Genomic DNA, 23,982 nt, shown 5'->3' with positions numbered 1-23,982 from the left:
ATGAGGAGATAAGAGGAATGAAGGTTCTGGTGCCGGTCAAGCGTGTGGTCGATTACAACGTCAAGGTCCGGGTGAAGTCGGATAACACGGGCGTCGATATCGCCAACGTGAAGATGTCGATGAATCCGTTCGATGAGATCGCTGTTGAAGAAGCGGTGCGGTTGAGGGAAGCGGGTGTGGCGACGGAAGTTATCGCGGTGTCGTGCGGGGTGACGCAGTGTCAGGAGACGTTGCGTACTGCGCTTGCCATTGGCGCGGATCGGGCTGTGCTGGTGGAAACGTCGGAGGACTTGCAGCCTTTGGCCGTCGCGAAGTTGTTGAAGGCGCTGGTCGATCAGGAGAAGCCCGAACTCGTCATTCTCGGCAAGCAGGCTATCGACGACGATTCGAATCAGACCGGTCAGATGCTTGCTGCATTGGCAGGTCTGCCGCAGGCGACGTTCGCATCCAAGGTCGTAGTCGCGGACGGCAAGGCGACTGTATCGCGTGAAGTCGATGGCGGCGCGGAAACGCTTTCTTTGCAACTCCCCGCAGTGGTCACGACTGATTTGCGCCTGAACGAACCGCGCTACGTGACGTTGCCGAACATCATGAAAGCGAAGAAGAAGCCTTTGTCGACGGTGAAGCCCGCCGATCTGGGCGTCGATGTTACGCCGCGTCTGAAGACATTGAAAGTTGTCGAGCCGCCGAGGCGCAGCGCGGGCATTACGGTGCCGGACGTGAAGACGCTGGTCGAGAAACTGAAGAACGAAGCGAAGGTAATCTGATGACGACTCTCGTTATTGCGGAACACGACAACGCATCGATCAAGGCAGCGACGCTGAACACGATTGCGGCTGCGTTGAAGATCGGTGGCGATGTGCATGTGCTGATCGCGGGTTCGAACGCGCGAGGCGCGGCGGATGCGGCGGCGAAGATCGCGGGCGTTTCGAAAGTGCTGCTCGCCGATGCGCCTCAACTCGCCGATGGCCTCGCGGAAAACGTCGAAGCGACGGTATTGAACATCGCGAAGGACTATTCGCATATCTTCGCGCCAGCGACGGCTTACGGTAAGAACATCGCGCCGCGCATCGCCGCGCATCTGGATGTCGCGCAGATCAGCGATATCACCGCCGTCGATAGCGCCGATACCTTCGAGCGCCCGATCTACGCGGGCAATGCGATTGCGACGGTTCAATCGAGCGATCCGATCAAAGTCGTCACGGTGCGCGCGACGGGCTTCGATCCGGTTGCAGCGGAAGGCGGCAGTGCTGCGATTGAAAAGATCGAAGCCGCGGCCGATGCAGGCATCTCGCAGTTCGTGAGCCGTGAAGTGACGAAGCTCGATCGTCCGGAACTGACGAGTGCAAATATCATCGTGTCGGGCGGACGCGGCCTCGGCAGCGGCGAGAACTATACGAAAACGCTCGAACCGCTCGCGGACAAACTCAATGCGGCGCTGGGCGCATCGCGCGCGGCAGTCGATGCTGGCTATGTCCCGAACGATTATCAGGTCGGTCAAACCGGCAAGATCGTCGCGCCGCAACTGTACGTGGCGGTCGGTATCTCGGGCGCGATTCAGCACTTGGCCGGCATGAAGGATTCGAAGGTCATCGTCGCGATAAACAAAGACCCGGAAGCGCCGATCTTCAGCGTGGCCGATTACGGTCTCGTCGGCGATCTCTTCACGGTCGTACCGGAACTCGCGAGCACGCTGTGACGACGGATCGCGTGCCGCTGCACACGCGGCAGATCACACTTCAAGGCTTCAAACGCGCCGACGGTCTCTACGACATCGAAGGCCGTCTGCGCGATACGAAGTCATACGACCGTGCATCGCATGGCGTGGTGGTCAAGGCAGGCGATCCGGTACACGAAATGATGCTGTGCATTACGATAGGCGTCGACTTCGTGATTCGCGATGCGCATGCCGAGTCGATTACGGTGCCCTATGTCGGCCATTGCGACTCGATCGCGCCGGAGTATCGGAAGCTGCAAGGCATGACACTCGCGCCGGGTTTCATGCGCGAGATCAGAAGCCTGTTCGGTGGCGTTCAGGGCTGCACGCATCTGACGGAGCTGATCGGCGCAGTGGCGACGGCCGCGTTCCAGACCATGAGCGAAGAGATCAACGCGAGCGGCGCCACGCGGCCGTTTCAAATCGACGGTTGTCATGCGCTGCGTAGCGACGGCCCGCTGGTCGAAGCATTTCATCCGAAGTGGTACCGGGCGCGACCGCGCGTCTGAGCCTTGGTATGACCGCGATGAATCGTCGAAAAGGGATTCTGATCCGGCTGGCGTGGTCGATGACGTTGGGCGCATCGATCTGGGGTATCGCCGGCGTCGCATTGGCTGGTGACGACATGGACACACGCGCTACCGATCTGCACGAAACTGTCGTCAAGGTGCCGGTGATCGAGCACGGGCTCTTCGGCGAACACGAACGCGACATCGTCGCGACCACCTACATGCCCGACGGCGATGGACCTTTTCCGTTGATCGTATTGAGCCACGGCAGTCCGCCTGATCCGAGGGACCGTCCGAAGGTCGGCCGCTACCGTGAATTGCCGCAAATCCGGACATTCGTCCAGCACGGCTTTGCAGTCATCGTGCCGATTCGCCGGGGCTTCGGCGCTACGGGCGGGACTTATGAAGAGGGCTTCGGATCATGCAAGAACCCCGACTATATCCAGGCAGGCAAGGAGTCGGCGCAGGATGTGCTCGCAGCCGTCGCCTATGCCGCGACGTTGCCCCAGATCGATAGGGATCACGTCGTTCTGGTCGGTCAGTCGGCAGGCGGATTCGCGTCGCTTGCAGCGGCGAGCTATGCCCCGAAGGGGCTGGTCGCGGTCGTGAACTTCTCGGGTGGTCGCGGTGGCGACCCGGCGAAACATCCGGGCGTACCTTGCGGCCCGCAACAGATGGCCGACGCGATCCGGCATTTTTCATCGACGATAAAAGCGCCGGTGCTTTGGCACTATGTCGAAAACGATATGTACTTTTCGCCCGAGATCGTGGCGACCTGGTACGCCGCGTTTCAGGCGGCGGGCGGTCAGGGAGAGATGATCGTCGAGCCGCCTTTTGGAAGGAACGGTCACGGGATGTTCGCCGTCACCGATTCCATTCCTATCTGGTTGCCGCACGTCGAGCAGTTCCTTTCTCCTCTGGTGTCGATGAAGCCGTAACCAGAGCGGAACCACTGTGCACCGATCAACTCGAAATCAGGCCTTCGGCGCGAGCCACGAATCCTCGGCTTCGATACCGTCCGGTTCGTAGGTCCACGTGATCTTCTCGTATGTGAACGCGAGGTCTTCCATGTGGCCCATTTGCTTGTTGTTCGGGTCCAGCGCGTTCGGCGTCCACGACTTCATGTTCGTCAGAATCGCGTTCGACAGCTTCACGGTGTAGTACTTCTCTTCCGTGCCCTTCGGCGAGATGCGATAGAACTCCAGCGACACGTCCTTCATCTGCTCGCCCGAGGTCAGCGCCTGAAACAGCTTGGGCGAGGACTTGTCGATTTCCTTCGTGATCGTCATCGCGCCATGCACGCGCTTGCCGGTGGGCAGGCCCGTTTGCGGGCTCTTCGGAATTTCGATGGTGTGATCGACGGCCTGGACGAGAATCTTTCCTTCGTGGCCCTGGACTTTGTTCGAGCCTTCGATCTTGCCTTGATTCTGACCTTCGAGGGTGAGGTAGCACGGCATCGGCATGATTTGTTCTCCGGTTTGTTTGGCGCGTTTCGTTTAGCGCATGAGATGTATTCTGTGCACGCGCCGTTACCGCTGCGTTTCAGAAAAACGGGCTCAGGTTACGAATGAAACATGAGCCTCATCCCACTTTGCCGAAATTCAGCTGAAGAACTTTCCGAGCGTGATCGTGACCGACTGCGTCGCCGTCAGTCCGATCGACGGATTCTGGTCGCACACGTCGTCGTACGGGAAGGCATAGGCGAGCGAGTTGCTGCTCAGTCGATGGAACAACTGCGCCCACGGATTGAAGACGAGCGTGTTCGGGTTCGCGATCTGATAGAAGCTGGCTGCATCGTTCTTGCAGGTCGCATCGGCGAGCGTGTTCGACATCACGCCTCGGTTGAACGCGGCGGCCAGCATCTTCTGCACGTTCTTGGCCGCGTCGCTGCCGGTCGCGAGGCTGTTTGCGCACTGCCAGACGTCATAGCTGGAGATGCCGGGCGTGCCCGCGCCGCCGACCGTGAACGCCGCCGTGCCGCTCGCCGTCGAACCGGCGTAGAAGGTCAGGCCGACACCGGATTGCACGATGCCGGTGTAGGTGCCCGTCGCGAGATCGGTGACCGACAGCGGCGTGGCGGTCCACGTCTGATACCAGTTCTCGATGGTCTGATCGAAATACGTCAGCAGCGAGCCGCTGTACCGGTTCTGCGCCGAGATGCTCTTGGGCGACAGCGCGCGCAAGGTGACGCTGCCATTGACCGCGAGTCCCGCCGGAAACGCGGACGGCGCGGACACGCTCTGCGGCAGGTAGAACGCGGCGGGCAGCTTCGACACCGCATCGAGGATAGCCGGACGCGACGAATCGTACTGACCTTGCTGCGCGCCGCCCGGCGTGCCGGCGAGCAACAGCGGAAAGCCGAACTGATCGACCTGCGTGGTGTTGCCGTTGAAATTGCCTTCGCTGTCGAAGGAAAATTCGATCCAGTCGAACAAGGTAAGTGAGCCGGGACCGTCGACGGTCACAGGGGCCGTGTATGCGCTGCTGCTGAGCGCCGTGAACGGCAGTTTCGGCACACCGACGGACAGATAAATGCGGCCGCTGAACGCCGCCGTGCCGGTGCCCAGACCCGGAATGCTCGATGCGTTGAGCTTCGACAGATCCAGTACGAAGCTCGAACCGACCGTGAGCGGAATGCTGTAATCGGCCCATGCGAGCGGATACGTTTGTGCAAGCGCCGCGGCTTCGCTGCCGGGCAACGCGGACGAGCCGGGGAACGTCTTCGCGGCGATCGTGTTGTCGGCGGCGCTCATCACGTGGGGTGTGCCGGTCGAGTCCACCCAGTACTGCGTCACGCCGGAGGTGAGACTCGTCTCGCCGATCACATAGGCATAAACGGCCGTACCGGCCGGCAGATCGGTCTGCGTGAGATCGAGCGTCAGTGGCGTCTTCGCGGTGGATTGCGCGCCTCCTGCCTGCGGCCCGGACGGGGAGGCAGGACCGGACGACGCCGCCGCGGATCCCGATGCCGGATTCGAACCCGAACCGCCGCCGCATGCCGCGAGGAGGCCCGATGCCCCCATGCCGAGAAGAAAAGTGCGTCGGCTGATGGATTTGGTCGTCATCTTCGGGTCCTTCGTCGGAGCATACGGTTAAAGGCGGCAGGGTAGATAGCCCGCGCCAGGGGATACGCGTGCGAGGGCTTCCTGGCACAACGCAGGGTTCGGGAACTGATCGGGTTATCGGCAAGCGAAGGCGATGGCTTGAGGCTAAGCGGCGTCCAATGCTATTGGGCGGTTCATCACGACGGCGCTGAAGATGGGAGATTCGGGAATAGTTTCGCTGGACCTCGGGCTGGTCCCTTTAGATCTCTGGCGGACCTCCACGATCAACTGCCGCGTCCGCCCGTGCGCTTGCGAATCTCCGAGTCGAGAATCAGCCGCCCGCGCAACTTGCCCTTCATGCGCTTCACATAACGCGGCGCCTCGGTCATATGGATCACCATCAGTTCGCGCACCTTGTCCGCATCCCGTGCGCGCGCCGCTTCCGTGATCGCCTTATGGATCTTCACATTCGCGCGGCCGAAGCGCTCATGCTCGGCCGGCGGCGTGTCGTTCCTGAACTCGATGAGCTGCCGGATCATCTCGTTGATGAGCTCGCACGTGAAGCGCAAAAAGGGATTGGGGTTCGCCGCGGCGAGAATGTCGTGGAAGTTCACGTCCTCCTGTCGTTGCCGCACGATATCGCGATCCGCATGCTTCGAAGCAGGTTCGTCGCAACATGCGATGTTCGTTTCCAGCGCCGCGAAATCCTCGTCGGTGAGATGCGGCACCGCGCCCGCCGCAAGTTCGGGTTCAAGCAACTGACGCACCGTGTAGATGTCGTCGATGGTCACGTCCTTGAAGAACAGATAGTTCTGCAGCAACTGCAAGGTGCGATCGAGCGGCACCTCGACGATCGTGCCGCCGCCCGAAGGCCCTGTCGTCACCTTGATGAGCCCTTGCACTTCGAGCGACTTGAGCGCCTCGCGCGTCGTGCTCTTGCTCACGGAAAAGAGCTGCTGCAACTCGACCTCGCGCGGCAGCTTGTCGCCGGGCTTGAGGTTCTTTTCCGTGATCAGCCGTTTGATCTCCTCCGCGACCAGGTCGGCGCGCTTTGGCTGCTTGATCGGTTGCTGCGCGATCTCGATTGCCGCGCCCGCGCGTTTTGCACGCTCCATCACCATGTCGATGCTCCCTGTCTTTGTCTGATTTATACGCGCGCACGGCCCGCTCGTCGGACTTGGAATTTTGCCTTATTGACACGCGAATTTATTGTTCCTAGCATCAGGTTCATTCTATTTATCATGATAAATAGAATGAACCGGGCCGAGGCTTGAAGCTACCACGAAAATAAAGCGTAGCGGCTGCGCGGGTCATCTTCTCAAGGAGCGTCAATTTTGAATCGCCGAAACATGTTGAAGCTGGCCGCGCTGTCGGCCATTCCGGGATCGTTCGAAGCGCTCGTCGCAAGAAGCGCCTTCGCGCAGGGCTCGCCGATCCAGTTTGCGTGCCCGGTGCCCATGTCCGGTCCGTTTGCGGCGAACGGCAAGTACGCCGATCTCGGCATGAAGCTCGCGATCGATCAATACGGCAAGGTGCTCGGCCAGCCGCTCGCCTACACGACGCTCGATACCGAGGGAAAACCCGCAACCGCCGTTCGGCGCGTGCAGGAAATCGCGCAGCAAAAGAACGCGCGCTATTTCGCGGGCGGCATTCTTTCTTCGGAAGCGCTCGCGATGGGCAAGGAAGCCGAGAAGGCCGACGGCATTTTCATCACGACGGCAGGCGCGGATGAACTCACCGGCAAGGACTGCAACAGCGCGACGTTCCGCTGGTCGGTGCCGACTTTCGGTGCGATCGAGCAGACCGTGCGCCCGCTGATCGAATCGATGCCCAAGGCGAAGCGCTGGTACACGATCACGCCGCAATATGTGTTCGGCGACGGCCTCTTGTCCGCGGCGAAGAACATCTTCAAGGAGAAGGGCATCGAGCATGTGGGCAACAGCTATCACTCGCTCAATGAAAAGGAATTCAGCGGCTATCTGACCAATGCGGTCGCGGCCAAGCCCGACGTTCTTCTCATCCTCAACTTCGGCTCGCAATCGTCGGACACGTTGCGTCAGGCCGTGAGCTTCGGCATGAAGAACAACTGCACGATCCTGATGGCATGGGCGTCCGGTCTGGAGCAGTTCGAAGCGCTCGGGCCGGATATCTGCGAGGGCGTGTATTTCGGCGCGCAATACTGGCACGCGATCGACGCACCGCTCAACCACGATCTCGTCAAGCGCGTGAGCGCGGCTTATAAGTCGAACCCGAACTACAGCCTCGCCGGATCGTATATCTGCACGAAGATTTTGCTCGATGGCATCGTGAAGGCGGGCACCGCCGATCCGAAGAAAGTCATCGCCGCGCTCCAGGGTATGAAGTACGCGGGCCTGACCGGTCCCGAAGAGATTCGCGCGGGCGATCATCAGGTGCTGAAGAATTACTATCTGCTGAAGGGCAAGCCCAAGAGCAAGATGAAAGACAAGGACGATTACGCCGACATCGTGAGTTCGGGGCAATCGTTCCTGCCGCTCGACAAGACGCAGTGCAAGCTTGCCTGATCGCGTGATGTACTGACCAGGTCATTCTCACGCGAATGCGGGCAAGACCTGCATTCGCGCCGACACCTTTCTGATGCAAGGCCATGAACGTTTATCTGTTGCAGGTCGTGAACGGCATCGGCGTGGGCATGCTGTATTTTCTGCTCGCGGTCGGTTTGTCGATCGTGTTCGGGCTGCTGCGCTTCGTGAACTTCGCCCATGGCGCGTTCTATCTGTTGGGCGCGTATTTCTGCTATCAGGCGATGCAGTGGTCGATGAGCTTTTGGGCCGCGCTCGTCATCGTGCCCATCGTCGTCGGCGCGTGCGCGTGGATCGTCGAGAAACTCGTGCTGCGGCATGTCTATGCGCAACAGCATGAGTTCCATATTCTCGCGACGGTCGGTCTCGCGCTCGTGATACAGGAGTGCGCGATCATCGTGTGGGGACCGCTCGGCGATAACGTCGCCGTGCCCGACATCCTGAACGGCGTCGTGATGTGGGGCAGCTTCATCTACCCGAAGTACCGCCTCTTCGTGATCGCGTTCACGGCCGTGCTGGCGGGCGTTTTGTGGTGGGTGCTCGAAGGCACGCGCCTCGGCAGCGCAGTGCGCGCGGGCAGTGAATCGAGCGAGATGGTGTCGCTGCTCGGCATCAACGTGACGCGCATCTTCAGTCTCGTGTTCGCGCTCGGCGCAGGCACGGCGGCGCTGGCGGGCGTGCTCGCCGCGCCGATACGCGGCGTCGATCCATTCATGGGCATCGAGGCGCTCGGCGTTGCGTTCGTGGTCGTCGTGGTGGGCGGCATGGGCAACTTTCTCGGTGCGCTCGTCGGCGGATTGCTGGTCGGCATCGTGCAAAGCGTGATGAGCACGCTATGGCCCGAAGGCGCGCGTCTCATGATCTATGTCGCGATGGCGGCGGTGCTCCTGCTGCGTCCGAACGGATTGCTCGGGAGGACCGCGTGAATTCCAAGCTCGATTCGAATACATTGGACGTGAGCGTGCCCCAACGATCCCTCAGGCATTCGCTGCATCGCTATCGGTTCCTGGTGCTCGCGGCGATCGTCGTCTGCATCCTGCCGATGACGATGCGTTCCGGATCGCTCGCCACCGAAGTGCTCGTCTATGCGCTCGCCGCGCTCGGCTGCAATCTGCTGCTCGGGCATACGGGCCTGCTGTCCTTCGGGCAAGGCATCTTCTTCGGCCTCGGCAGTTATAGCGCCGGTCTGATACTCACGAAGTCAGGACTGCAAGTACCGGTCGCGTTGCTCGGTGCGATCGTGACGGGTGCGGTCGCGGCGGCCATCGTAGGATGGTTCTCGATCCGTCAGCGCGGCGCGTACTTCGTGATGCTCACGCTGGCATTCGGGCAGATGTTCTACTTTCTTGCGTACACGACGCCCGATCTCACCGGCGGCGACAACGGCCTGCTCGATATTCCGCGTCCCGCCTTGTCGATCTTCGGTCAGCCGCTCGTATCGATCGCATCGCCGTGGCAGTACTACGCGTTCGTGGCGGTGCTGTTCCTGATCGCGTTCTGGCTGATGCTGCGCGTGTCGCATTCGGTCTTCGGCCGCACCTTGCTCGCGATCCGCGACAACGAAGCGCGCGCCGCTGCCGTTGGTTACGACGTGAGGCGCTTCAAGCTCGTGGCGTTCGTGGTATCGGGCGCGGTCACGGGGCTCGCCGGCGCACTGCACGCGATGATGACGGGTATCGCGCCGCTATCGAACATCGACTATCACACGAGCGAGATGATTCTCGTGATGACGGTGATCGGCGGCACGGGCAATCTCTTTTCCTCCGTGCTCGGCGCGGCGTTCTATGTGCTCTTCGCCGACTGGCTGTCGACGCTCTGGCCGCGCTGGCTGCTGTTGCTCGGTCTCGTGCTGATCGCGGTGAGCCTCTTCATGCAGCGCGGTTTGTGGGGACTGGGAGAACGTATCTGGCGCATGGTGAAGCGCGATCGGGGAGAGCCGGCATGAGCGTGTCGATACTGGAAGCGAAGGGCGTCGCGAAACGCTATGGCAAGTTCGCGGCACTCACCGATGTGCATCTGCGCATCGCAAGGAACACGGTGCATTCCGTCATCGGCCCGAACGGCGCGGGCAAGACCACGCTCTTTCATGTGCTGACGGGCACGGTGCCGATCACCGCGGGCAGTATCGTGTTCGATGGTCACGATGTGACGCACGAGCCCGATCACCGGCGCGTGAAGCGCGGCATTGCGCGTTCGTTTCAGGTGACGAGCCTGTTTGCGAATCTCCCGGTGCGCGAGAATCTGCGGCTCGCCGCGCAAGGCGTGGATTCGAAGCGCGCGCTCGATGCATGGACGCCGCCGCGTGGCGCGCTCGAACATCGCGATACAGTCGATGGCATTCTGGAGCGCCTCGCGCTGCAACGCTTCGCATCGACGCAGGCAAGCGCGCTGTCGCATGGTCAGCAACGACGCCTCGAAGTAGGCATGGCGCTCGCCGCACGGCCGAAGGCGATCTTTCTCGACGAGCCGACCTCGGGCATGGGCATCGACGATCTCGACGACATGAAGCATCTGATCCGCAGTCTGCGCGAGGACTACACGGTCGTTCTGATCGAGCACAACATGGATATCGTGATGGACATCTCGGACACGATCACGGTGATGCAGCAAGGCCGCGTGCTCGTCGAAGGCAAGCCCGCCGATATTCGTGGCGACGAGCGCGTGCGCAGCGCCTATCTCGGCAACATGATCACCGGAGGCCGCGCATGATGCTCGATGTCGATAACATCCACGGCTATTACGGCAAGAGCCATATCCTGCAAGGCGTTTCGCTGAAGATAGGCGACGGCGAAACCGTTACTCTGCTCGGGCGCAATGGCGCGGGCAAATCGACGACGCTCAAGAGCATCGCGGGCGTCGTGACGGCGGAGCAGGGCAGCGTGAAATTCAAGGGAGCCGAGCTTTCGAAGCTGCCGCCTCACAAGATCGCTGCGCGCGGCGTGTGCTTCGTGCCGGAGCATCGCGGCATCTTCAGGCTGTTATCGGTGGAAGAGAACTTGCGCCTTGGCGCGCGCAAGGACTCGCCGTGGCAGCTTGCGGACATCTATCGCATCTTTCCGCGTTTGCACGAGCGGCGCACGAACGGCGGCGGCCAGCTTTCCGGCGGCGAACAGCAAATGCTCGCGATCGGACGTGCGCTGATGAATCATCCGCGTCTGCTGATGCTCGACGAGCCGGTGGAAGGACTCGCGCCGGTGATCGTCGAGGAAATCGTCGCGCAACTGAAGCTGATCCGCAAAGCGGGCGTGGCGATTCTTCTCGTCGAACAGAACCTCGAAGTGTGCACGCAGCTCGCCGATCGTCACTACATCATCGAGCAGGGGCGCATCGTGTACGAAGGCGCGAATGATGCGTTCATCGCCGATGAATCGATCAAGGATCGTTATCTCGGCGTTGGCGTCGTCTGAAGGTCGTATCAGCAACACTCAGCTCAGGAACTCTGCATGCAAGCTCATGATCTGCCGGCGCTGGCCGGCTTGCGCATCGACGGTGCGCGTCTCTGGAACAGCCTGATGGAACTCGCGCGCATCGGCGCGACGCCAAAGGGCGGCGTATGTCGACTGGCGCTTACCCCGCTCGACAAGCAAGGCCGCGATCTTTTCGTCGCATGGGCGAAGGATATCGGCTGCACGGTGCACGTGGATGCGATCGGCAATATCTTCGCGCGCCGCGCGGGCACGCGCGACGATCTGCCGCCCGTGATGACGGGCAGCCACATCGATACGCAACCGACCGGCGGCAAGTTCGACGGCAACTACGGCGTTCTGGCGGGCCTCGAAGTCTTGCGCACGCTGAACGACAACAACGTGCGCACGATAGCGCCGCTCGAAGTCGCTGTATGGACCAATGAGGAAGGCTCGCGTTTCGTGCCGGTGATGATGGGATCGGGCGTGTTCGCGGGCGCATTCACGCTCGATCATGCGCTGGCGCAGACGGATCGCGAAGGCGTATCGGTGCGCGATGCGCTCGCATCCATCGGTTATGCGGGCGAACGTGTTGCGGCGCATGACGTGGGCGCGTATTTCGAAGCGCATATCGAGCAGGGGCCGGTGCTGGAGGCGAACGACACGGTGATCGGCGTCGTGCAGGGCGCGCTCGGCCAACGCTGGTACGACGTGACGATCGACGGCATGGAAGCGCACGCGGGCCCGACGCCGATGGAGTTGCGCCGCGATGCGCTGCTGGCCGCCGCCGATCTGATTCGCACGGTCAATCGCATCGCGCTCGATCACGCGCCGCATGGACGCGGCACGGTGGGCTGGGTGAACGTGCATCCGAATTCGCGCAACGTGATTCCGGGGCGCGTGAAGCTGAGCGTCGATCTGCGCGCCGCAGACGATGCCGCGCTCCTCGCGATGGACCGTGCATTGCGCGACGCGTGTGCGCAAGCGGGCTTGCCGGTACAGGTAGACGAAGTTGTCTACTTCGCGCCGCAGCCGTTCGAAGCATCGCTGGTTGCTTCGGTGCGAGAGAGCGCGCAGGCGCTCGGCCTGAACTCGATGAATGTCGTGAGCGGCGCGGGACATGACGCCGTGTATCTCGCGCGTGTGGCGCCTGCGGCGATGATCTTCGTGCCGTGCAAGGACGGCATCAGTCACAATGAAATCGAGGATGCGCGCGCCGATCATCTCGAAGCGGGCTGCAACGTGCTCCTGCAAGTGATGCTGCGCGCGGCGAATGCATCTGCCGAAGGCGTCGAAGGAGAGACCGCATGAAGATTCTCATCGCGCGGATGAATCACGAGACCAATACTTTTTCGCCGGTCGCGACGCCGCTCGCGGCCTTTGGGCGCGAAGGCCCGTGCTATGGCGACGACGCGTATCGCGAGAATGCGGGCATGCGCACGGCGATGTCCGCGTTCATCGATGCCGCGAGGCGCGAGCAGGCCGAGGTCGTCACGCCGATATCGGCATCGGCGAATCCGAGCGGGCGCGTGGCCGCTGCGGCTTATGACGCGATCTGCCAGGCGATCGTCGATGCCGCAGCAGGTTGCGATGCGGTGATGCTCGATCTGCACGGCGCGATGGTCGCGGAAAACTCGTCCGATGGCGAAGGCGATCTGCTCGAACGCGTGCGGCGCGCGCTGCCTCATGCGCCGATCGCCGTATCGCTCGATCTGCACGCGAACGTCACGCAGAAGATGATCGACAACGCGGATGTGATAACGAGCTTCAAGACTTATCCGCACGTCGACATGTACGAGAGCGGCGAGCATGCGGCTCGGCTCTTGCTCGATCTCATTCATGGCAAGGCGAAGCCCGTGATCGCATGGGCGCAGCCGCCGCTGCTCACGCACACGCTCAGGAGTTCGACCGCCGGGGGTGCGATGAAGCGCGCCGTCGATGCCGCTCGCGCCGTCGAAGGCGAGGATGGCGTGCTGGCCGTGTCGGTACTGTCGGGCTTCTCGCTTGCCGATATCGACGCGCCTTGCATCAGCGTCGTCGTCGTGGCGAACGGTGCGCGCGCGAAGGCGCAGGAAGTCGCCGACCGCATCGCGCGGCAGATCTGGGACGAGCGCGATGACTTCGTGTATCGCAGCGCGCCGCTTGCGCTATCGATACGCGAAGGCGCCGCACTCGCGCGCGAGACCGACAAGCCCGTGCTGCTCCTCGATCACGGCGACAACTGCATGTCGGGCGGCACATGCGACACGACCGATGCATTCGAAGAAGCGTTGCAGCAAGGTCTCGATGGGATTGTCGTCGGGCCCTTGTGCGATCCCGAAGCGGTGGCCACGCTCTTCGAAGCGGGCGAGGGCGCGACGGTCACGATCGGCATCGGCAACAAGCTTGCAAGCGTGCCTTCGCGCGGAAAGCCGCCGCTCGAAGTGACGGGTATCGTGCGTACGCTGACCGATGGCGAGTACATCATCAGCGGCCCGACCTACACGGGACAACGCGCGTACATGGGTCGCGCCGCCGTGCTGGAAACGCCGGCGGCGCGCATCCTGGTCACGGAGCGGACGCACGAACCGTGGGATCTGGGCGTGTTCGAGAGCGTTGGTATCGATCCGCGTGGCGCGCGGTTTCTGATACTCAAGTCGCGCATGTATTGCCGCCCGGTGTTCGTGCCGATTTCGGGCGGACTCGTCGAATGCGATAGCCGTGGCGTCACGAGCTCCGACTATGGCCTTTTCTCGTTCGAGAACCTGAAGCGGCCGGTCTATCCGCTGGATTCGGGCATCGAGTATTGATCGCGGGCGGGATATAGCGTGACTCGGCACATCTTCATCGCTTCAATTCGAAGATGCTGTCGATCTCGACCGGGATGCCCATCGGCAACGTGTACACGCCAAGCGCGCTTCGAGCCGGAAGCTTGTCTTGCCCAAACAATGTCAGCAAGAGATCGCTGGCGCCATTGGCTACCTGCGGATGCCGGGTGAACGACTGATCGGCACGCACGTACACGGTCAGCCGGCTGCATCTGTCGATGTTGTCGAGCCCACATGCCTGATCGACGCACGCGAGGATCATGAGCATCGTCAGACGTGCTGCGTGCTGAGCCCTTTCCAGAGACATATCGCCGCCGACTATTCCGACGATCGGCTTGCCATCCTCGAAGGGTCCGAGACCGGAGACGTAGAGTCGACTCCCCGAAACGGAGACCGTTCGATAGGAGCCGAGCGGGTCGATGGGCGGCGGCAATTCGAGGCCCGCTTGTGCAAGGCGTTCGGATACGTTCATGTTCGACTCAGAGTGACGTGATGAAACGATAACGTGCCGCCTTATCTGCGCGGCTGTCCAATGCCGAGGAGGTTGCCCTCGCTATCCCGGAACCACGCGCCTCTTTCTCCCGACGCTCCCTTCGACGGGTAATTCCCGTCTATCTCGGCGATCCCGTTGACGGTCTTGAGGCCGGGAAGATCGTACTCTTCGAACGTGACACCCCTCTGTCGCAGTTCGCTAACGGTTGCCTCGATGTCGTCGACTTCCCAGCCCATTTGCGTGTGTGCGCCAGAGGCCGAACCGGATGATTGAAACAGTGTGAAGTAGCCACTGCCGCACTTGTAGCGCAGGCCGCCAGGCCGTTCTTCCACGGGTTCGAGGCCGAGCCTCGTCGAGTAGAAAGCTCTCGCCCGAACGAGGTCTTGTGCCGGGATTCGAGTCGAGACGTCGCTTTGACTGAGCATGGCCCCCGCGCCGCGGGCAATCAGGAATTGATCCAGTTGTTCGAACGTCTCGGGCATCGCCTCGTCCATTCCTTCGATAGCGATGTCGAGTGCTTCCTTCGACGGATAGAGCTCGCGCATCACCAGCAGCGTCTTGCCATCCTTCTCCTCGAAGGTCACGGTCGTGACGGCGCCGTCCTCGCTTTCCTCGTTGGTCCAGACGAGGCGGGCATTCGGCACGACTTCGAGATATCTGCCGAAGAACGCCATGGGCGCCGCCGCCCTGGGATGCGCAAACTCCAGACGATAGCCGCCGCCGACACGGACATCCTGTTCGCAAGAAAGCAGTGTCGCGCCGCTCGACTTCGGCACCCACCACTGCCTGAACAACTCGGGCGTGGTCCACGCTTCGAACACGAGCCGCGGCGGGGCGTCGAAAATTCGCGTGATAACCATCTCGCGATCGGACTTTCGCTCCGACGTAGTACGGTTGCTCGCGCCGCCGGGCTCATTCTCTCTGCTTGCGACCATCGCGTTTCTCCTTGCGTTTGAGTTCCTCGATGACGCTGTCCAGCGCGTCGAAGCGCGCGGCCCACGTCTGACGGTAGTTCTCGATCCAGGCCGACTCTTCTTCGAGGCGGCGCGAGCCCAGCCGGCAGGTCCGCACGCGCCCCACTTTCTCCGTGGTGACGAGTTCCGCCTGCTCCAGTATGCCGATGTGTTTCCTCATACCGGTCAGGGTCATGTGAAACCGCTCGGCGAGATCGGTGACGGATGCATCGGCGCGCATCAACTGCTCCAGCACGCCGCGCCGGGTGGGATCGGCCAGCGCGGCGAACGAAGCATCGATTCGGGTTCTTTCAGAATACTGAGCCATGTGGTTCAGTATTGCATGTCTGTCGAAGGCAGGCAAGGGAAGGCTTTCGTGGCGCAAAATCAGACTCATGGGTAACTCGCCGGAATCAGGGGTAAGCAGGATGTCAGCGAGGCGCGGATACTTGAACCGTGGCTTAAGCAACGGATCTCGTTCAGGCATCGCTCATCGAAGGACAATTCATGACCCAGCTCGCTCACCCAGCTCATTCGCTGCTCGCCGAACTCGACGGCTTTCACGTCGACTTCAATTCCGCCGATTCGCGCGCCGACATCGTTCTGGACCGGCCGCCGTTCAATATCGTGTCGATGCATCAGCGCGAGCAATTGCGTCTGACGTTCGAAGCGCTCGACGCCAACGACGCCGTGCGAGTGATCGTCGTGCGCGCGAAAGGCGAGCATTTTTCCAGCGGCGGCGATATCAAGGGCTTCATCGAGGCATCGCCCGAGCATGTGGCGAAGCTCGCGTGGAATATCGCGTCGCCGGCGCGTTGCAGCAAACCGGTCATCGCGGCGAATCGCGGCTATTGCTTCGGCGTCGGCTTCGAGCTGTCGCTTGCCTGCGATTTCCGCATCGCAACAGAAACGACGCTCTACGCGCTGCCCGAACAAAAGCTCGGGCAGATTCCCGGCTCGGGAGGCTCCGCGCGCCTGCAGAAGATGGTGGGCATCGGGCGCACGAAGGACATCGTGATGCGCTCGCGCCGCATCACGGGATCGCAGGCATACGAATGGGGCATCGCGACGGAGTTCGTCGCCGATGCCGAACTGGAAAGCGCCACGGATTCGCTCGTGCGCGAACTGCTCGCGTTCTCGCCGCTCGCGCAGCGCACCGCGAAGAAGCTACTGAACGACACGGAAGATGCGCCGCTTTCAGTCGCCATCGAACTGGAGGGGCTCAACTACAGTCGCTTGCGCAGCTCCGACGACTTCCGCGAGGGCGTGGAAGCGTTCCATGAAAAGCGCAGGGCCGCGTTCAAGGGTTCCTGAGCCGGAGCGGGTTTAAACTCGACCGAAAATAAGCCGCGCAAAGCGGCAGCGGCATGGAGTGAGGCAAAACGAGTGTCTAGTGCGATCAAGATCTATCAGGGACGTTTTGGACGAGTGGCGCTGCTCGACATGGATGCGCCGCTCATTCAGCACGCGCATCATCACTGCCATCTTCTGATCAAGGCGGCAGGACCGGACACGTTCTTCGCCGTTCACGATGAACTCCAGCCGCTGACCGGCGACACCGCGGTGCTGATCAATCCGTGGGAGCCGCACGCGTATCGTCATATCGAACATGCCGAGCAGCGCACGGTGATTCTCGCGATGTATATCGAGCCGGACTGGCTGACCGCCATTCAGCATCCGCTCGTGAGCGGCGGTCATCCGCGCTTCTTCCCGCAGTCGTGCGTGCGCATGTCGAACCATGCGAAAAAGCGCGCCGAAGAACTCGCGATGGAGATGTGGTGGGCGGACAGCGTCGCCGCCGGGCGTCTGGAGGGGCTGCTCTTCGAGCTGATCCTTTCGGTGATCGATCCGAGCCGAAGCTGGCACGAGTCGTCGCGGCAGATGGAGTTGTCGGGCCGGCGTCCGAACGATCCGCGCATCCGCAAGGCAATCGCGTATCTGCGCGAGAACACGGGAGCAGAGCCGGACATGAATCGCCTGGCGGAGCATTGCGGGCTTTCGCGTGCGCATTTCTTCGCGCTGTTTCATCGCTGCACGGGCGTGACGCCCAACGTGTATCTGAACGTGCTGCGCATGGAAACGGCGATCAACGATCTATCCGCGAGCGCGCATTCGCTGACGGACATCTCATACGATCTGGGGTTTTCGGCGCCCGCGCATTTCACGCGCTTCTTCAAGCAGAACCTGGGTATCACGCCGAGCGAGTATCGCCGTGTGGTGCAGTTGTACGAAGCGGATTCCAGGCAAGTACAGATCTGAGCGTGGACACATCCCCGCGCACGCGATCTCGCGCGTGCGCTGCACTGTCGCGTCTGTCACCAGGGCTTGCCTCGCGAAAAGCATCGGACTGTAAGGTAATTCGCCCGACCGCTTGGTAAGCGATTTTGCGCAGTCGGGCAGTACATTGAATCGACGATGCGATGTGTCTCGCCGCAAGTGCGAGACCCGCTGTTACTGAACATCGCGCACAGCCATGCAGGAGACACGTGTGAGCGACACCGATACCGACACCGCCCTGAAGGAACGCAAGACGCCCGCGATCGCTTCCGGTCGCAACGAGGCGCAAGCGTCCTCTCGCCCGTTTGTGGGCCGACCGATGCAACGCCTCGAAGACCCCGCGATTCTCACGGGTCGCGGCCGCTATGGCGACGATATCGCCATCAAGACAGGCACGCTGCACGCCGCCGTGCTGCGCTCGCCTTATGCGCATGCGGAGATCAGAAGCATCGACGTGAGCGCCGCGCTCGCGCACAAGGGCATTCGCGCCGTGCTCACGCGCGACGATGTGCGCGCATGGTCGCAGCCGTTCGTCGTCGGCGTGAAATCGCCGATGGAGCACTGGGCGCTCGCGATGGATCGCGCGCGTTATAGCGGCGAGCCGGTGGCGGTGGTGATCGGCGAGACGCGCGCCATCGCCGAGGACGGGCTCGATCTCGTCAAGGTGGACTACGCGCCGCTACCGCCAGTGGTATCGATCGAAGCGGCCATCGCCGACGATGCGCCGGTGCTTCACGAGAAGATCGGCAGCAACGTGGTCAGCGACCGCAGCTTTCGTTATGGCGAGCCGGAAGCGGCGTTCGACAACGCGCCGCATCGCGTGTCGATCACCACGCACTATCCGCGCAACACGTGCGCGCCGATCGAATGCGGCGTCGTGATCGCGGAATGTCTCCCGGGCAACGAAGGCTACGACGTGACCTCGAATTTCATGGGGCCGTTCTCGTTGCACGCGGTCATGTCGATGGCGCTGAAAGTGCCCGCCAATCGTCTGCGTCACAAGGCGCCGCGCGATTCGGGCGGCAGCTTCGGCGTGAAGCAGGCGGTGTTTCCTTATGTCGTGCTCATGTGCCTCGCGTCGAGAAAATGCGGCGCGCCCGTGAAGTGGGTCGAAGACCGCCTCGAACATCTGAGCGCGGCGACTTCCGCGACCGCGCGCCTCGCGACGCTCGAAGCCGCCGTCGAGCGCGACGGGCGCATCACCGCGCTGTCCTACGATCAGATCGAGGATTGCGGCGGCTATCTGCGCGCGCCGGAGCCCGCCACGTTCTATCGCATGCATGGATGTCTGACGGGCGCATACGACATTTCGAACCTGCTCGTGCGCAATCGCGTCGCGCTGACGACGAAAACGCCGACCGGACTCGTGCGCGGCTTCGGCGGACCGCAGGTGTATTTCTCGCTGGAGCGCCTGATTCAGCGCATCGCGGACGAACTGAAGCTCGATGTGCTCGATGTCTATCGCCGCAACTTCGTCAGGGCCGATGCGTTTCCGTATCGCGCGGCAGCGGGCGCGTTGCTCGATTCGGGCAACTATCAGGAAGCGCTGCGGCGTGCGTTGTCGCAGGGCGGCCATGACGAACTGAAGGCGCGCCGCGAGATCGCGCGCAGCGAAGGGCGCCTGTATGGCATCGGTTTCGCGGCGATCGTCGAGCCGTCCGTATCGAACATGGGCTACATCACGACGGTCATGCCCGCCGAAGCGCGTCGCAAGGCCGGTCCGAAAAGCGGTGCGATCGCGAGCGCGACCGTGAGCGTCGATCTGATGGGTGGCGTGATCGTCACCATTGCATCGACGCCGGCGGGGCAAGGGCATATGACCGTGTGCGCGCAGGTCGTCGCGGATGTGCTCGGTCTCGATCCGGCGGATATCGTCGTGAACGTCGAGTTCGACACGCAGAAGGACGCGTGGTCGGTCGCGGCCGGCAACTATTCGAGCCGGTTCGCCGGTGCGGTGGCGGGCACGGTGCATCTCGCCGCGACGCGCGTGAAGGACAAGCTCGCGCGCATTCTCGCGAAGCAGTTTTCTTGCACGGAGCAGGACGTGTGTTTCGAAGGCGGACGCGTGTACATGCGGCAGGCGCCCGAGAAAGCGTTGCCGTTCGCACGCGCCGCGAGCAACGCGCCGCATTGGTCGCCCGCGCTCCTGCCCGAAGGCGAGTCGCCGGGGCTGCGCGAAACCGTGTTCTGGAATCCGCCCAACATGACCCCGCCCGATGACGAGGATCGCATCAACACCTCCGCGTGCTACGGCTTCGCGTTCGACATGTGCGGCGTCGAGATCGATCGCGCGACGGGACGCGTGCGCATCGACCGCTATGTGACCGCGCACGATGCGGGCACGCTGCTCAATCCCGCGCTCGCGGATGGCCAGATTCGCGGCGCGTTCGCGCAGGGCCTGGGCGCGGCGCTGATGGAAGAGTTTCGTTACGGCGCGGACGGCAGCTTTCAGTCGGGCACGCTCGCCGACTATCTGATGCCGACGACATGCGAGGTGCCCGATCCAATCATCGTGCATCTGGAAACGCCTTCGCCTTTTACGCCGCTCGGCGCGAAGGGACTCGGCGAAGGCAACAACATGAGCACGCCGCCCTGCATCGCGAATGCAGTGGCCGATGCGCTCGGCGTGGCGGACATTCGATTGCCGCTCACGCCGGCGAAGGTGATGTCGATGATCGGCATCGACGATCCGCCGCCGTCGCGGCCCGAGTATCGCGAAGCCGCGCCGGCGAAGAAGCCGGTGAGCGGCGGCGGCAAGGCGCTCACCGCGCAGGGCACCGTCGAACTCGAAGCGACGCCCGAGGCCGTCTTCGCGGTCTTGATGAACCCCGAGGCGCTCGCGAAGGTCGTGCCGGGCTGTCATGCGCTGGAGACCATCGGACCGAATCAGTATCGCGCCGATGTGACGGTCGGCGTCGGCATGATCAAGGCGCGCTTCGAGGCGAAGATCGGTCTCTCCGACATCGATGCACCGCGTAGCCTACGTCTCGCGGGCGCGGGGATATCGCCGCTCGGCAGCGCGCAGGGCGAAGGTCTCGTCAGGCTGGAGCCGACCGCGAAAGGCACGCTGCTCGCGTACGACTACGAAGCGCAGGTGTCGGGCAAGGTCGCGGCGGTCGGCGCACGCATGCTCGAAGGCGCGGCGCAGGTGGTATTGCGGCAACTCTTCGAATCGCTTGGCAGACAGGCATCGGGCAAGGCCGTGCGCACGAATGCATCGTGGCTCGGACGCATGCTCGCGAAACTGCGGAGGCCGTCATGAAGCCAGCACCGTTTGCCTATCTGCGCGCGCAGGACACGCGCCACGCGCTCGACGCGCTTGCGCAGGCCGGCGCCGACGCGCGTGTGCTCGCGGGCGGCCAGTCGCTCATGGCGGTGCTCAACATGCGGCTGGCGCAGCCGCGCTGGCTCATCGACATTTCGCGCACCGCGGAACTGAACACGGTGCGCGTGGAGTCGGGACATCTCGTCGTGGGCGCGGCGGCGACGCAAGGCAGCGTCGAATGGCGCAAGACGCTCGACGATGAAGTGCCGCTCCTGCGCATGACGTTCCCCCATATTTCGCATTTTCAGATCAGGAATCGCGGCACCGTATGCGGCTCCATCGCGCATGCGGATCCGAGCGCGGAGCTTCCGCTCGCGCTGCTCACGCTCGGCGGCGACGTCACGCTGCGTTCCGCGAAGCGCAAGCGCACCTTGGGCGCGGCCGATTTCTTTCAGGGCATGTTGATGACCGCACGCGAGCCGGACGAACTCGTCGAGTCCGTGCGCTTTCCGCTGAAGACGCCCGGACAACGCTTCGGCTTCACGGAATTCTCGGCGCGTCATGGCGATTTCGCGCTGGTCTCGTGCGCGGCGCTCGTCACGGACGATTCGATCCGCATCGGCGTGGGCGGCGTCGCCGACAGGCCCGTGCTCGAGTGCCTGCCGCGCCTAGAAGGCGACGATCTGCGCGGCGCACTGAACGATTTCAGTTGGAAGCTCGGCGCGCGCGACGACGCGAATGTCAGCGCGTCATATCGACGTCATCTCGTGCGCCAGCTCGGATGGCAAGTCATACAGGAGGCGAAGTGAGAAAGACCCAACATGCAGGTTCCGGCGATGCATTGCGCTTCGCGCTCTCAGAAGACACGTCATGCGCCGTGACGCTGGAGCTTAACGGCGTCATGCGTCGCGGCGCATGCGAAACACGCGAGCTGCTGTCCGATTTCCTGCGTCACGAGCTGGGCGCGACCGGCACGCATGTCGGGTGCGAGCACGGCGTGTGCGGCGCGTGCACGGTGCTCGTCGATGGCGTCGCGGCGCGTTCGTGCCTCATGCTCGCGGTGCAGGCGGACGGACGGCGCATCGACACCGTGGATGGACTGTCCGCGTCGGCGCAGACACTCGGCGATCTACAGGAAGCGTTCGCGCGTCATCATGCGTTGCAGTGCGGCTTTTGCACGGCGGGCATCCTGATGTCGTGCACGGACTTCCTGGAGCGCGTGCCGAATCCCGATGAGCACGAGGTGCGCGAGATGTTGTCCGGCCACCTGTGCCGATGTACGGGCTATACGCCGATCGTCGCGGCGGTGCTCGACGTGGCGAAGCGGCGGCAGGCGCATTCGCGTGAAGAGGAGGCGAGCCATGTTTGATCTCGGCCGCACGTTCATGCAATCGGTGGAGCGCAGCCCGCATGCGCCCGCGCTTATCGACGGCGATATCGCGTTCACCTATGCGCAATGGTTCGACGAAATCGCCAGGGTCGCGACAGGTTTCCAGTCGCTCGGCCTGACGCGCGGCGATCGTCTGCTGGTCGCGCTGCAGAATCGCTGGGAGATGGCGACGCTGCACTGGGCGTGTCAGTTCACGGGCATCGTCATCGTGCCGTTGAACTGGCGCATCAAGCCCGAGGAGCTCAACTACAGCGTGACCGATGCCGGCGCGCGCGCGATCGTCTATGAAGGCGTTTGCGCGCAAGCCGTGACGCAGAGCGCGGCGGCGCAGGATATCGCGCGCATCGGTCTCGACGACGTCGAAGGTGCGACACATGCGTTCGATGTGCTTCGAGCGCGCGCGCCTGCGCAGCTTGCCACGGAAGCGTCGGCGGACGACTACTCGGTGATGCTCTACACCTCCGGCACGACCGGCATGGGCAAGGGCGTGCCGCGCAGGCACCGGCATGAGCGAGCCGCCGCGCTCGCGCATGTCGCGCAGAATCTCTATCGGCACGGCGAACGCACGCTCGGCGTGATGCCCCTCTATCACACGATGGGCGTGCGCTCGCTGCTCGCGATGGCGCTCGTCGACGGACTTTTCGTCTGCGTGCGGCGATGGAATGCGCAACTCGCGCTCGACTCGATCGAAGCGCATGCGCTGACCTGCCTCTATCTGGTGCCGACGCTATATCACGACCTGCTCGCCGCGCCCGGCTTTTCGAGCGCGCGCACGCGTTCCGTCACGAAGCTGGGATTCGCGGGTGCGCCGATGAACGACGGCCTGCTCAAGCGCTGCTCGACCGCGTTCGAGCCCGAGCTCTTCGTGAATCACTACGGCTCGTCCGAGGTGTACACGTTCAGCATCGATCAGGACGCGACGAAGAAACCCGGCAGCGCGGGACGCGCGGGCCTCAACACGCGCCTGCGCGTCGTGAAGCTCGACGCTGCATCGCCCGGACAGCTTGCATCGCGCGGCGAGGAAGGCCAGATCATCGTCGAACTGCTCGGCGATGAAGCCTTCGAAGGCTATTGGAACCGTCCCGATGCGAACACGAAGTCGTTACGCGAGGGCTGGTACTTCACCGGCGATACCGGCTACCTGGATGCGGACGGCGATCTCTACGTCACCGGCCGCGTCGACGACATGATCATCAGCGGCGGCGAGAACATATCGCCGGTCGATATCGAATCGGTACTGTCGCTGCATCCCGCCGTCGATGAAGTGGCCGTGGCGGGCGTGAAGGACGAGCGCTGGGGCCAGAAAGTAGTCGCGTTCGTCAAGCGATCGCATCACGTCGACGAGCGCGCGCTCGACGAGTTTTGCCGCACCTCGGACCTCGTGAACTTCAAGCGTCCGCGTGAATACGTGTTTGTCGATCAGATACCGAAATCGCCCGTCGGAAAGATACTGCGACGCAAGCTTTCGAGCGGCGAATACGAACCGGAGCGTTAGGAAACGACCGTCGCGAGTTGTCCCGGCAGGCGAGACGTAAAAATCATACAGATAGGTATCCAAATTA

Annotated in this window: 23 protein-coding genes; 17 read left to right on the top strand and 6 right to left on the bottom strand. The window is 62.7% G+C overall.

Going from position 1 to position 23,982, the window contains the following annotated elements:
- The first annotated feature begins 17 nt into the window (after positions 1–17).
- Genes QCE73_RS16465 through QCE73_RS16450 form a run of 4 tightly spaced genes read left to right on the top strand, consistent with a single transcriptional unit; the run spans position 18 to position 3,164 of the window.
- Positions 18–767: an electron transfer flavoprotein subunit beta/FixA family protein gene (locus QCE73_RS16465; RefSeq protein ID WP_309882357.1), complete on the top strand. Its 750-nt coding sequence runs from the start codon at positions 18–20 to the stop codon at positions 765–767.
- Entirely contained in the window at positions 767–1,699 is a 933-nt protein-coding gene (locus QCE73_RS16460; protein ID WP_309882355.1) for an FAD-binding protein, read from the top strand. Before QCE73_RS16465 ends, QCE73_RS16460 begins: the two co-directional genes overlap by 1 nt.
- Positions 1,696–2,226: a DUF2889 domain-containing protein gene (locus QCE73_RS16455; RefSeq protein WP_309882354.1), complete on the top strand. Its 531-nt coding sequence runs from the start codon at positions 1,696–1,698 to the stop codon at positions 2,224–2,226. The genes QCE73_RS16460 and QCE73_RS16455 overlap by 4 nt, the downstream gene beginning before the upstream one ends.
- A 17-nt stretch (positions 2,227–2,243) precedes the next feature.
- On the top strand, positions 2,244–3,164 hold the full coding sequence (locus tag QCE73_RS16450) for an alpha/beta fold hydrolase (protein ID WP_309882353.1): 921 nt from the start codon (positions 2,244–2,246) through the stop codon (positions 3,162–3,164).
- Positions 3,165–3,200: 36 nt separating this feature from the next.
- Here QCE73_RS16450 and QCE73_RS16445 read toward each other — a convergent pair whose 3' ends face one another.
- The 3 genes from QCE73_RS16445 to QCE73_RS16435 all read right to left on the bottom strand — a co-directional run bounded on the left by QCE73_RS16445 (position 3,201) and on the right by QCE73_RS16435 (position 6,391).
- Positions 3,201–3,689, bottom strand: a complete 489-nt coding sequence (locus tag QCE73_RS16445) for an Hcp family type VI secretion system effector (RefSeq protein ID WP_035498061.1) — start codon at positions 3,687–3,689, stop codon at positions 3,201–3,203.
- Positions 3,690–3,827: 138 nt separating this feature from the next.
- Positions 3,828–5,291 (bottom strand): beta-1,3-glucanase family protein, encoded by a 1,464-nt coding sequence (locus tag QCE73_RS16440; RefSeq protein ID WP_309882351.1) that lies wholly within the window; start codon positions 5,289–5,291, stop codon positions 3,828–3,830.
- Positions 5,292–5,554: 263 nt separating this feature from the next.
- The gene (locus tag QCE73_RS16435; RefSeq protein ID WP_309882349.1) at positions 5,555–6,391 is read right to left on the bottom strand and encodes a FadR/GntR family transcriptional regulator; all 837 of its coding nucleotides are present in this window, start codon (positions 6,389–6,391) and stop codon (positions 5,555–5,557) included.
- A 213-nt stretch (positions 6,392–6,604) separates the two neighbouring features.
- On the opposite strand from QCE73_RS16435, the gene QCE73_RS16430 reads away from it, so the two are divergent.
- The 7 genes from QCE73_RS16430 to QCE73_RS16400 all read left to right on the top strand — a co-directional run bounded on the left by QCE73_RS16430 (position 6,605) and on the right by QCE73_RS16400 (position 14,024).
- Positions 6,605–7,813, top strand: a complete 1,209-nt coding sequence (locus tag QCE73_RS16430) for an ABC transporter substrate-binding protein (RefSeq protein WP_035498066.1) — start codon at positions 6,605–6,607, stop codon at positions 7,811–7,813.
- An 83-nt stretch (positions 7,814–7,896) separates the two neighbouring features.
- Positions 7,897–8,757, top strand: a complete 861-nt coding sequence (locus tag QCE73_RS16425) for a branched-chain amino acid ABC transporter permease (RefSeq protein ID WP_238211769.1) — start codon at positions 7,897–7,899, stop codon at positions 8,755–8,757.
- Positions 8,754–9,776 (top strand): branched-chain amino acid ABC transporter permease, encoded by a 1,023-nt coding sequence (locus tag QCE73_RS16420; protein ID WP_035498070.1) that lies wholly within the window; start codon positions 8,754–8,756, stop codon positions 9,774–9,776. The genes QCE73_RS16425 and QCE73_RS16420 overlap by 4 nt, the downstream gene beginning before the upstream one ends.
- A complete protein-coding gene (locus tag QCE73_RS16415) occupies positions 9,773–10,540 on the top strand; it encodes an ABC transporter ATP-binding protein (RefSeq protein WP_035498072.1) in 768 nt (255 codons plus the stop codon). Before QCE73_RS16420 ends, QCE73_RS16415 begins: the two co-directional genes overlap by 4 nt.
- Complete coding sequence (locus QCE73_RS16410; protein ID WP_309882346.1) at positions 10,537–11,238, top strand: ABC transporter ATP-binding protein; 702 nt, start codon at positions 10,537–10,539, stop codon at positions 11,236–11,238. Before QCE73_RS16415 ends, QCE73_RS16410 begins: the two co-directional genes overlap by 4 nt.
- Positions 11,239–11,274: 36 nt before the next feature.
- Positions 11,275–12,546 carry a Zn-dependent hydrolase gene (locus tag QCE73_RS16405; RefSeq protein ID WP_309882345.1) on the top strand — a complete coding sequence of 424 codons (1,272 nt, stop codon included), beginning with the start codon at positions 11,275–11,277 and terminating at the stop codon, positions 12,544–12,546.
- Complete coding sequence (locus QCE73_RS16400) at positions 12,543–14,024, top strand: M81 family metallopeptidase (protein ID WP_309882344.1); 1,482 nt, start codon at positions 12,543–12,545, stop codon at positions 14,022–14,024. Before QCE73_RS16405 ends, QCE73_RS16400 begins: the two co-directional genes overlap by 4 nt.
- 34 nt (positions 14,025–14,058) lie before the next feature.
- On the opposite strand, the gene QCE73_RS16395 is transcribed toward QCE73_RS16400, so the two are convergent.
- The 3 genes from QCE73_RS16395 to QCE73_RS16385 are packed head-to-tail and all read right to left on the bottom strand — an operon-like array spanning position 14,059 to position 15,885.
- A complete protein-coding gene (locus QCE73_RS16395; protein ID WP_309882342.1) occupies positions 14,059–14,514 on the bottom strand; it encodes a RidA family protein in 456 nt (151 codons plus the stop codon).
- Positions 14,515–14,555: 41 nt separating this feature from the next.
- A complete protein-coding gene (locus QCE73_RS16390; protein ID WP_309882340.1) occupies positions 14,556–15,470 on the bottom strand; it encodes an SRPBCC domain-containing protein in 915 nt (304 codons plus the stop codon).
- Positions 15,448–15,885 (bottom strand): metalloregulator ArsR/SmtB family transcription factor, encoded by a 438-nt coding sequence (locus tag QCE73_RS16385; protein ID WP_309882339.1) that lies wholly within the window; start codon positions 15,883–15,885, stop codon positions 15,448–15,450. Before QCE73_RS16385 ends, QCE73_RS16390 begins: the two co-directional genes overlap by 23 nt.
- Positions 15,886–15,995: 110 nt before the next feature.
- Between QCE73_RS16385 and QCE73_RS16380 the strand changes: the two genes are divergently transcribed.
- The 6 genes from QCE73_RS16380 to QCE73_RS16355 all read left to right on the top strand — a co-directional run bounded on the left by QCE73_RS16380 (position 15,996) and on the right by QCE73_RS16355 (position 23,915).
- Positions 15,996–16,802, top strand: coding sequence for an enoyl-CoA hydratase/isomerase family protein (locus QCE73_RS16380; RefSeq protein WP_035498079.1), 807 nt, complete (start codon positions 15,996–15,998; stop codon positions 16,800–16,802).
- 72 nt (positions 16,803–16,874) lie between these two features.
- Positions 16,875–17,747 carry an AraC family transcriptional regulator gene (locus QCE73_RS16375; protein ID WP_309882338.1) on the top strand — a complete coding sequence of 291 codons (873 nt, stop codon included), beginning with the start codon at positions 16,875–16,877 and terminating at the stop codon, positions 17,745–17,747.
- A gap of 280 nt (positions 17,748–18,027) precedes the next feature.
- Positions 18,028–21,027 (top strand): molybdopterin cofactor-binding domain-containing protein, encoded by a 3,000-nt coding sequence (locus QCE73_RS16370; protein WP_309883131.1) that lies wholly within the window; start codon positions 18,028–18,030, stop codon positions 21,025–21,027.
- Complete coding sequence (locus tag QCE73_RS16365) at positions 21,024–21,839, top strand: FAD binding domain-containing protein (RefSeq protein WP_309882336.1); 816 nt, start codon at positions 21,024–21,026, stop codon at positions 21,837–21,839. Before QCE73_RS16370 ends, QCE73_RS16365 begins: the two co-directional genes overlap by 4 nt.
- A gap of 92 nt (positions 21,840–21,931) precedes the next feature.
- On the top strand, positions 21,932–22,399 hold the full coding sequence (locus QCE73_RS16360; protein ID WP_404989788.1) for a (2Fe-2S)-binding protein: 468 nt from the start codon (positions 21,932–21,934) through the stop codon (positions 22,397–22,399).
- On the top strand, positions 22,392–23,915 hold the full coding sequence (locus QCE73_RS16355; protein ID WP_309882334.1) for an AMP-binding protein: 1,524 nt from the start codon (positions 22,392–22,394) through the stop codon (positions 23,913–23,915). Before QCE73_RS16360 ends, QCE73_RS16355 begins: the two co-directional genes overlap by 8 nt.
- The last annotated feature ends 67 nt before the right edge of the window (positions 23,916–23,982 follow it).

It is taken from the genome of Caballeronia sp. LZ029, assembly GCF_031451275.1.
In the GTDB taxonomy this organism is placed as follows: Bacteria; Pseudomonadota; Gammaproteobacteria; order Burkholderiales; family Burkholderiaceae; genus Caballeronia; species Caballeronia jiangsuensis.
The sequence above is the reverse complement of the archived record's forward strand: the minus strand, read 5'-3'. Positions and strand labels throughout refer to the sequence as shown.

Coding starts and splice junctions, on each gene's coding strand:
- QCE73_RS16465 (WP_309882357.1), top strand. CDS start 18: ATGAAGGTTCTGGTGCCGGTCAAGCGTGTGGTCGATTACAACGTCAAG.
- QCE73_RS16460 (WP_309882355.1), top strand. CDS start 767: ATGACGACTCTCGTTATTGCGGAACACGACAACGCATCGATCAAGGCA.
- QCE73_RS16450 (WP_309882353.1), top strand. CDS start 2,244: ATGAATCGTCGAAAAGGGATTCTGATCCGGCTGGCGTGGTCGATGACG.
- QCE73_RS16445 (WP_035498061.1), bottom strand. CDS start 3,689: ATGCCGATGCCGTGCTACCTCACCCTCGAAGGTCAGAATCAAGGCAAG.
- QCE73_RS16440 (WP_309882351.1), bottom strand. CDS start 5,291: ATGACGACCAAATCCATCAGCCGACGCACTTTTCTTCTCGGCATGGGG.
- QCE73_RS16435 (WP_309882349.1), bottom strand. CDS start 6,391: ATGGTGATGGAGCGTGCAAAACGCGCGGGCGCGGCAATCGAGATCGCG.
- QCE73_RS16425 (WP_238211769.1), top strand. CDS start 7,897: ATGAACGTTTATCTGTTGCAGGTCGTGAACGGCATCGGCGTGGGCATG.
- QCE73_RS16415 (WP_035498072.1), top strand. CDS start 9,773: ATGAGCGTGTCGATACTGGAAGCGAAGGGCGTCGCGAAACGCTATGGC.
- QCE73_RS16410 (WP_309882346.1), top strand. CDS start 10,537: ATGATGCTCGATGTCGATAACATCCACGGCTATTACGGCAAGAGCCAT.
- QCE73_RS16405 (WP_309882345.1), top strand. CDS start 11,275: ATGCAAGCTCATGATCTGCCGGCGCTGGCCGGCTTGCGCATCGACGGT.
- QCE73_RS16400 (WP_309882344.1), top strand. CDS start 12,543: ATGAAGATTCTCATCGCGCGGATGAATCACGAGACCAATACTTTTTCG.
- QCE73_RS16395 (WP_309882342.1), bottom strand. CDS start 14,514: ATGAACGTATCCGAACGCCTTGCACAAGCGGGCCTCGAATTGCCGCCG.
- QCE73_RS16390 (WP_309882340.1), bottom strand. CDS start 15,470: ATGGTCGCAAGCAGAGAGAATGAGCCCGGCGGCGCGAGCAACCGTACT.
- QCE73_RS16385 (WP_309882339.1), bottom strand. CDS start 15,885: ATGAGTCTGATTTTGCGCCACGAAAGCCTTCCCTTGCCTGCCTTCGAC.
- QCE73_RS16380 (WP_035498079.1), top strand. CDS start 15,996: ATGACCCAGCTCGCTCACCCAGCTCATTCGCTGCTCGCCGAACTCGAC.
- QCE73_RS16365 (WP_309882336.1), top strand. CDS start 21,024: ATGAAGCCAGCACCGTTTGCCTATCTGCGCGCGCAGGACACGCGCCAC.
- QCE73_RS16360 (WP_404989788.1), top strand. CDS start 21,932: ATGCGTCGCGGCGCATGCGAAACACGCGAGCTGCTGTCCGATTTCCTG.
- QCE73_RS16355 (WP_309882334.1), top strand. CDS start 22,392: ATGTTTGATCTCGGCCGCACGTTCATGCAATCGGTGGAGCGCAGCCCG.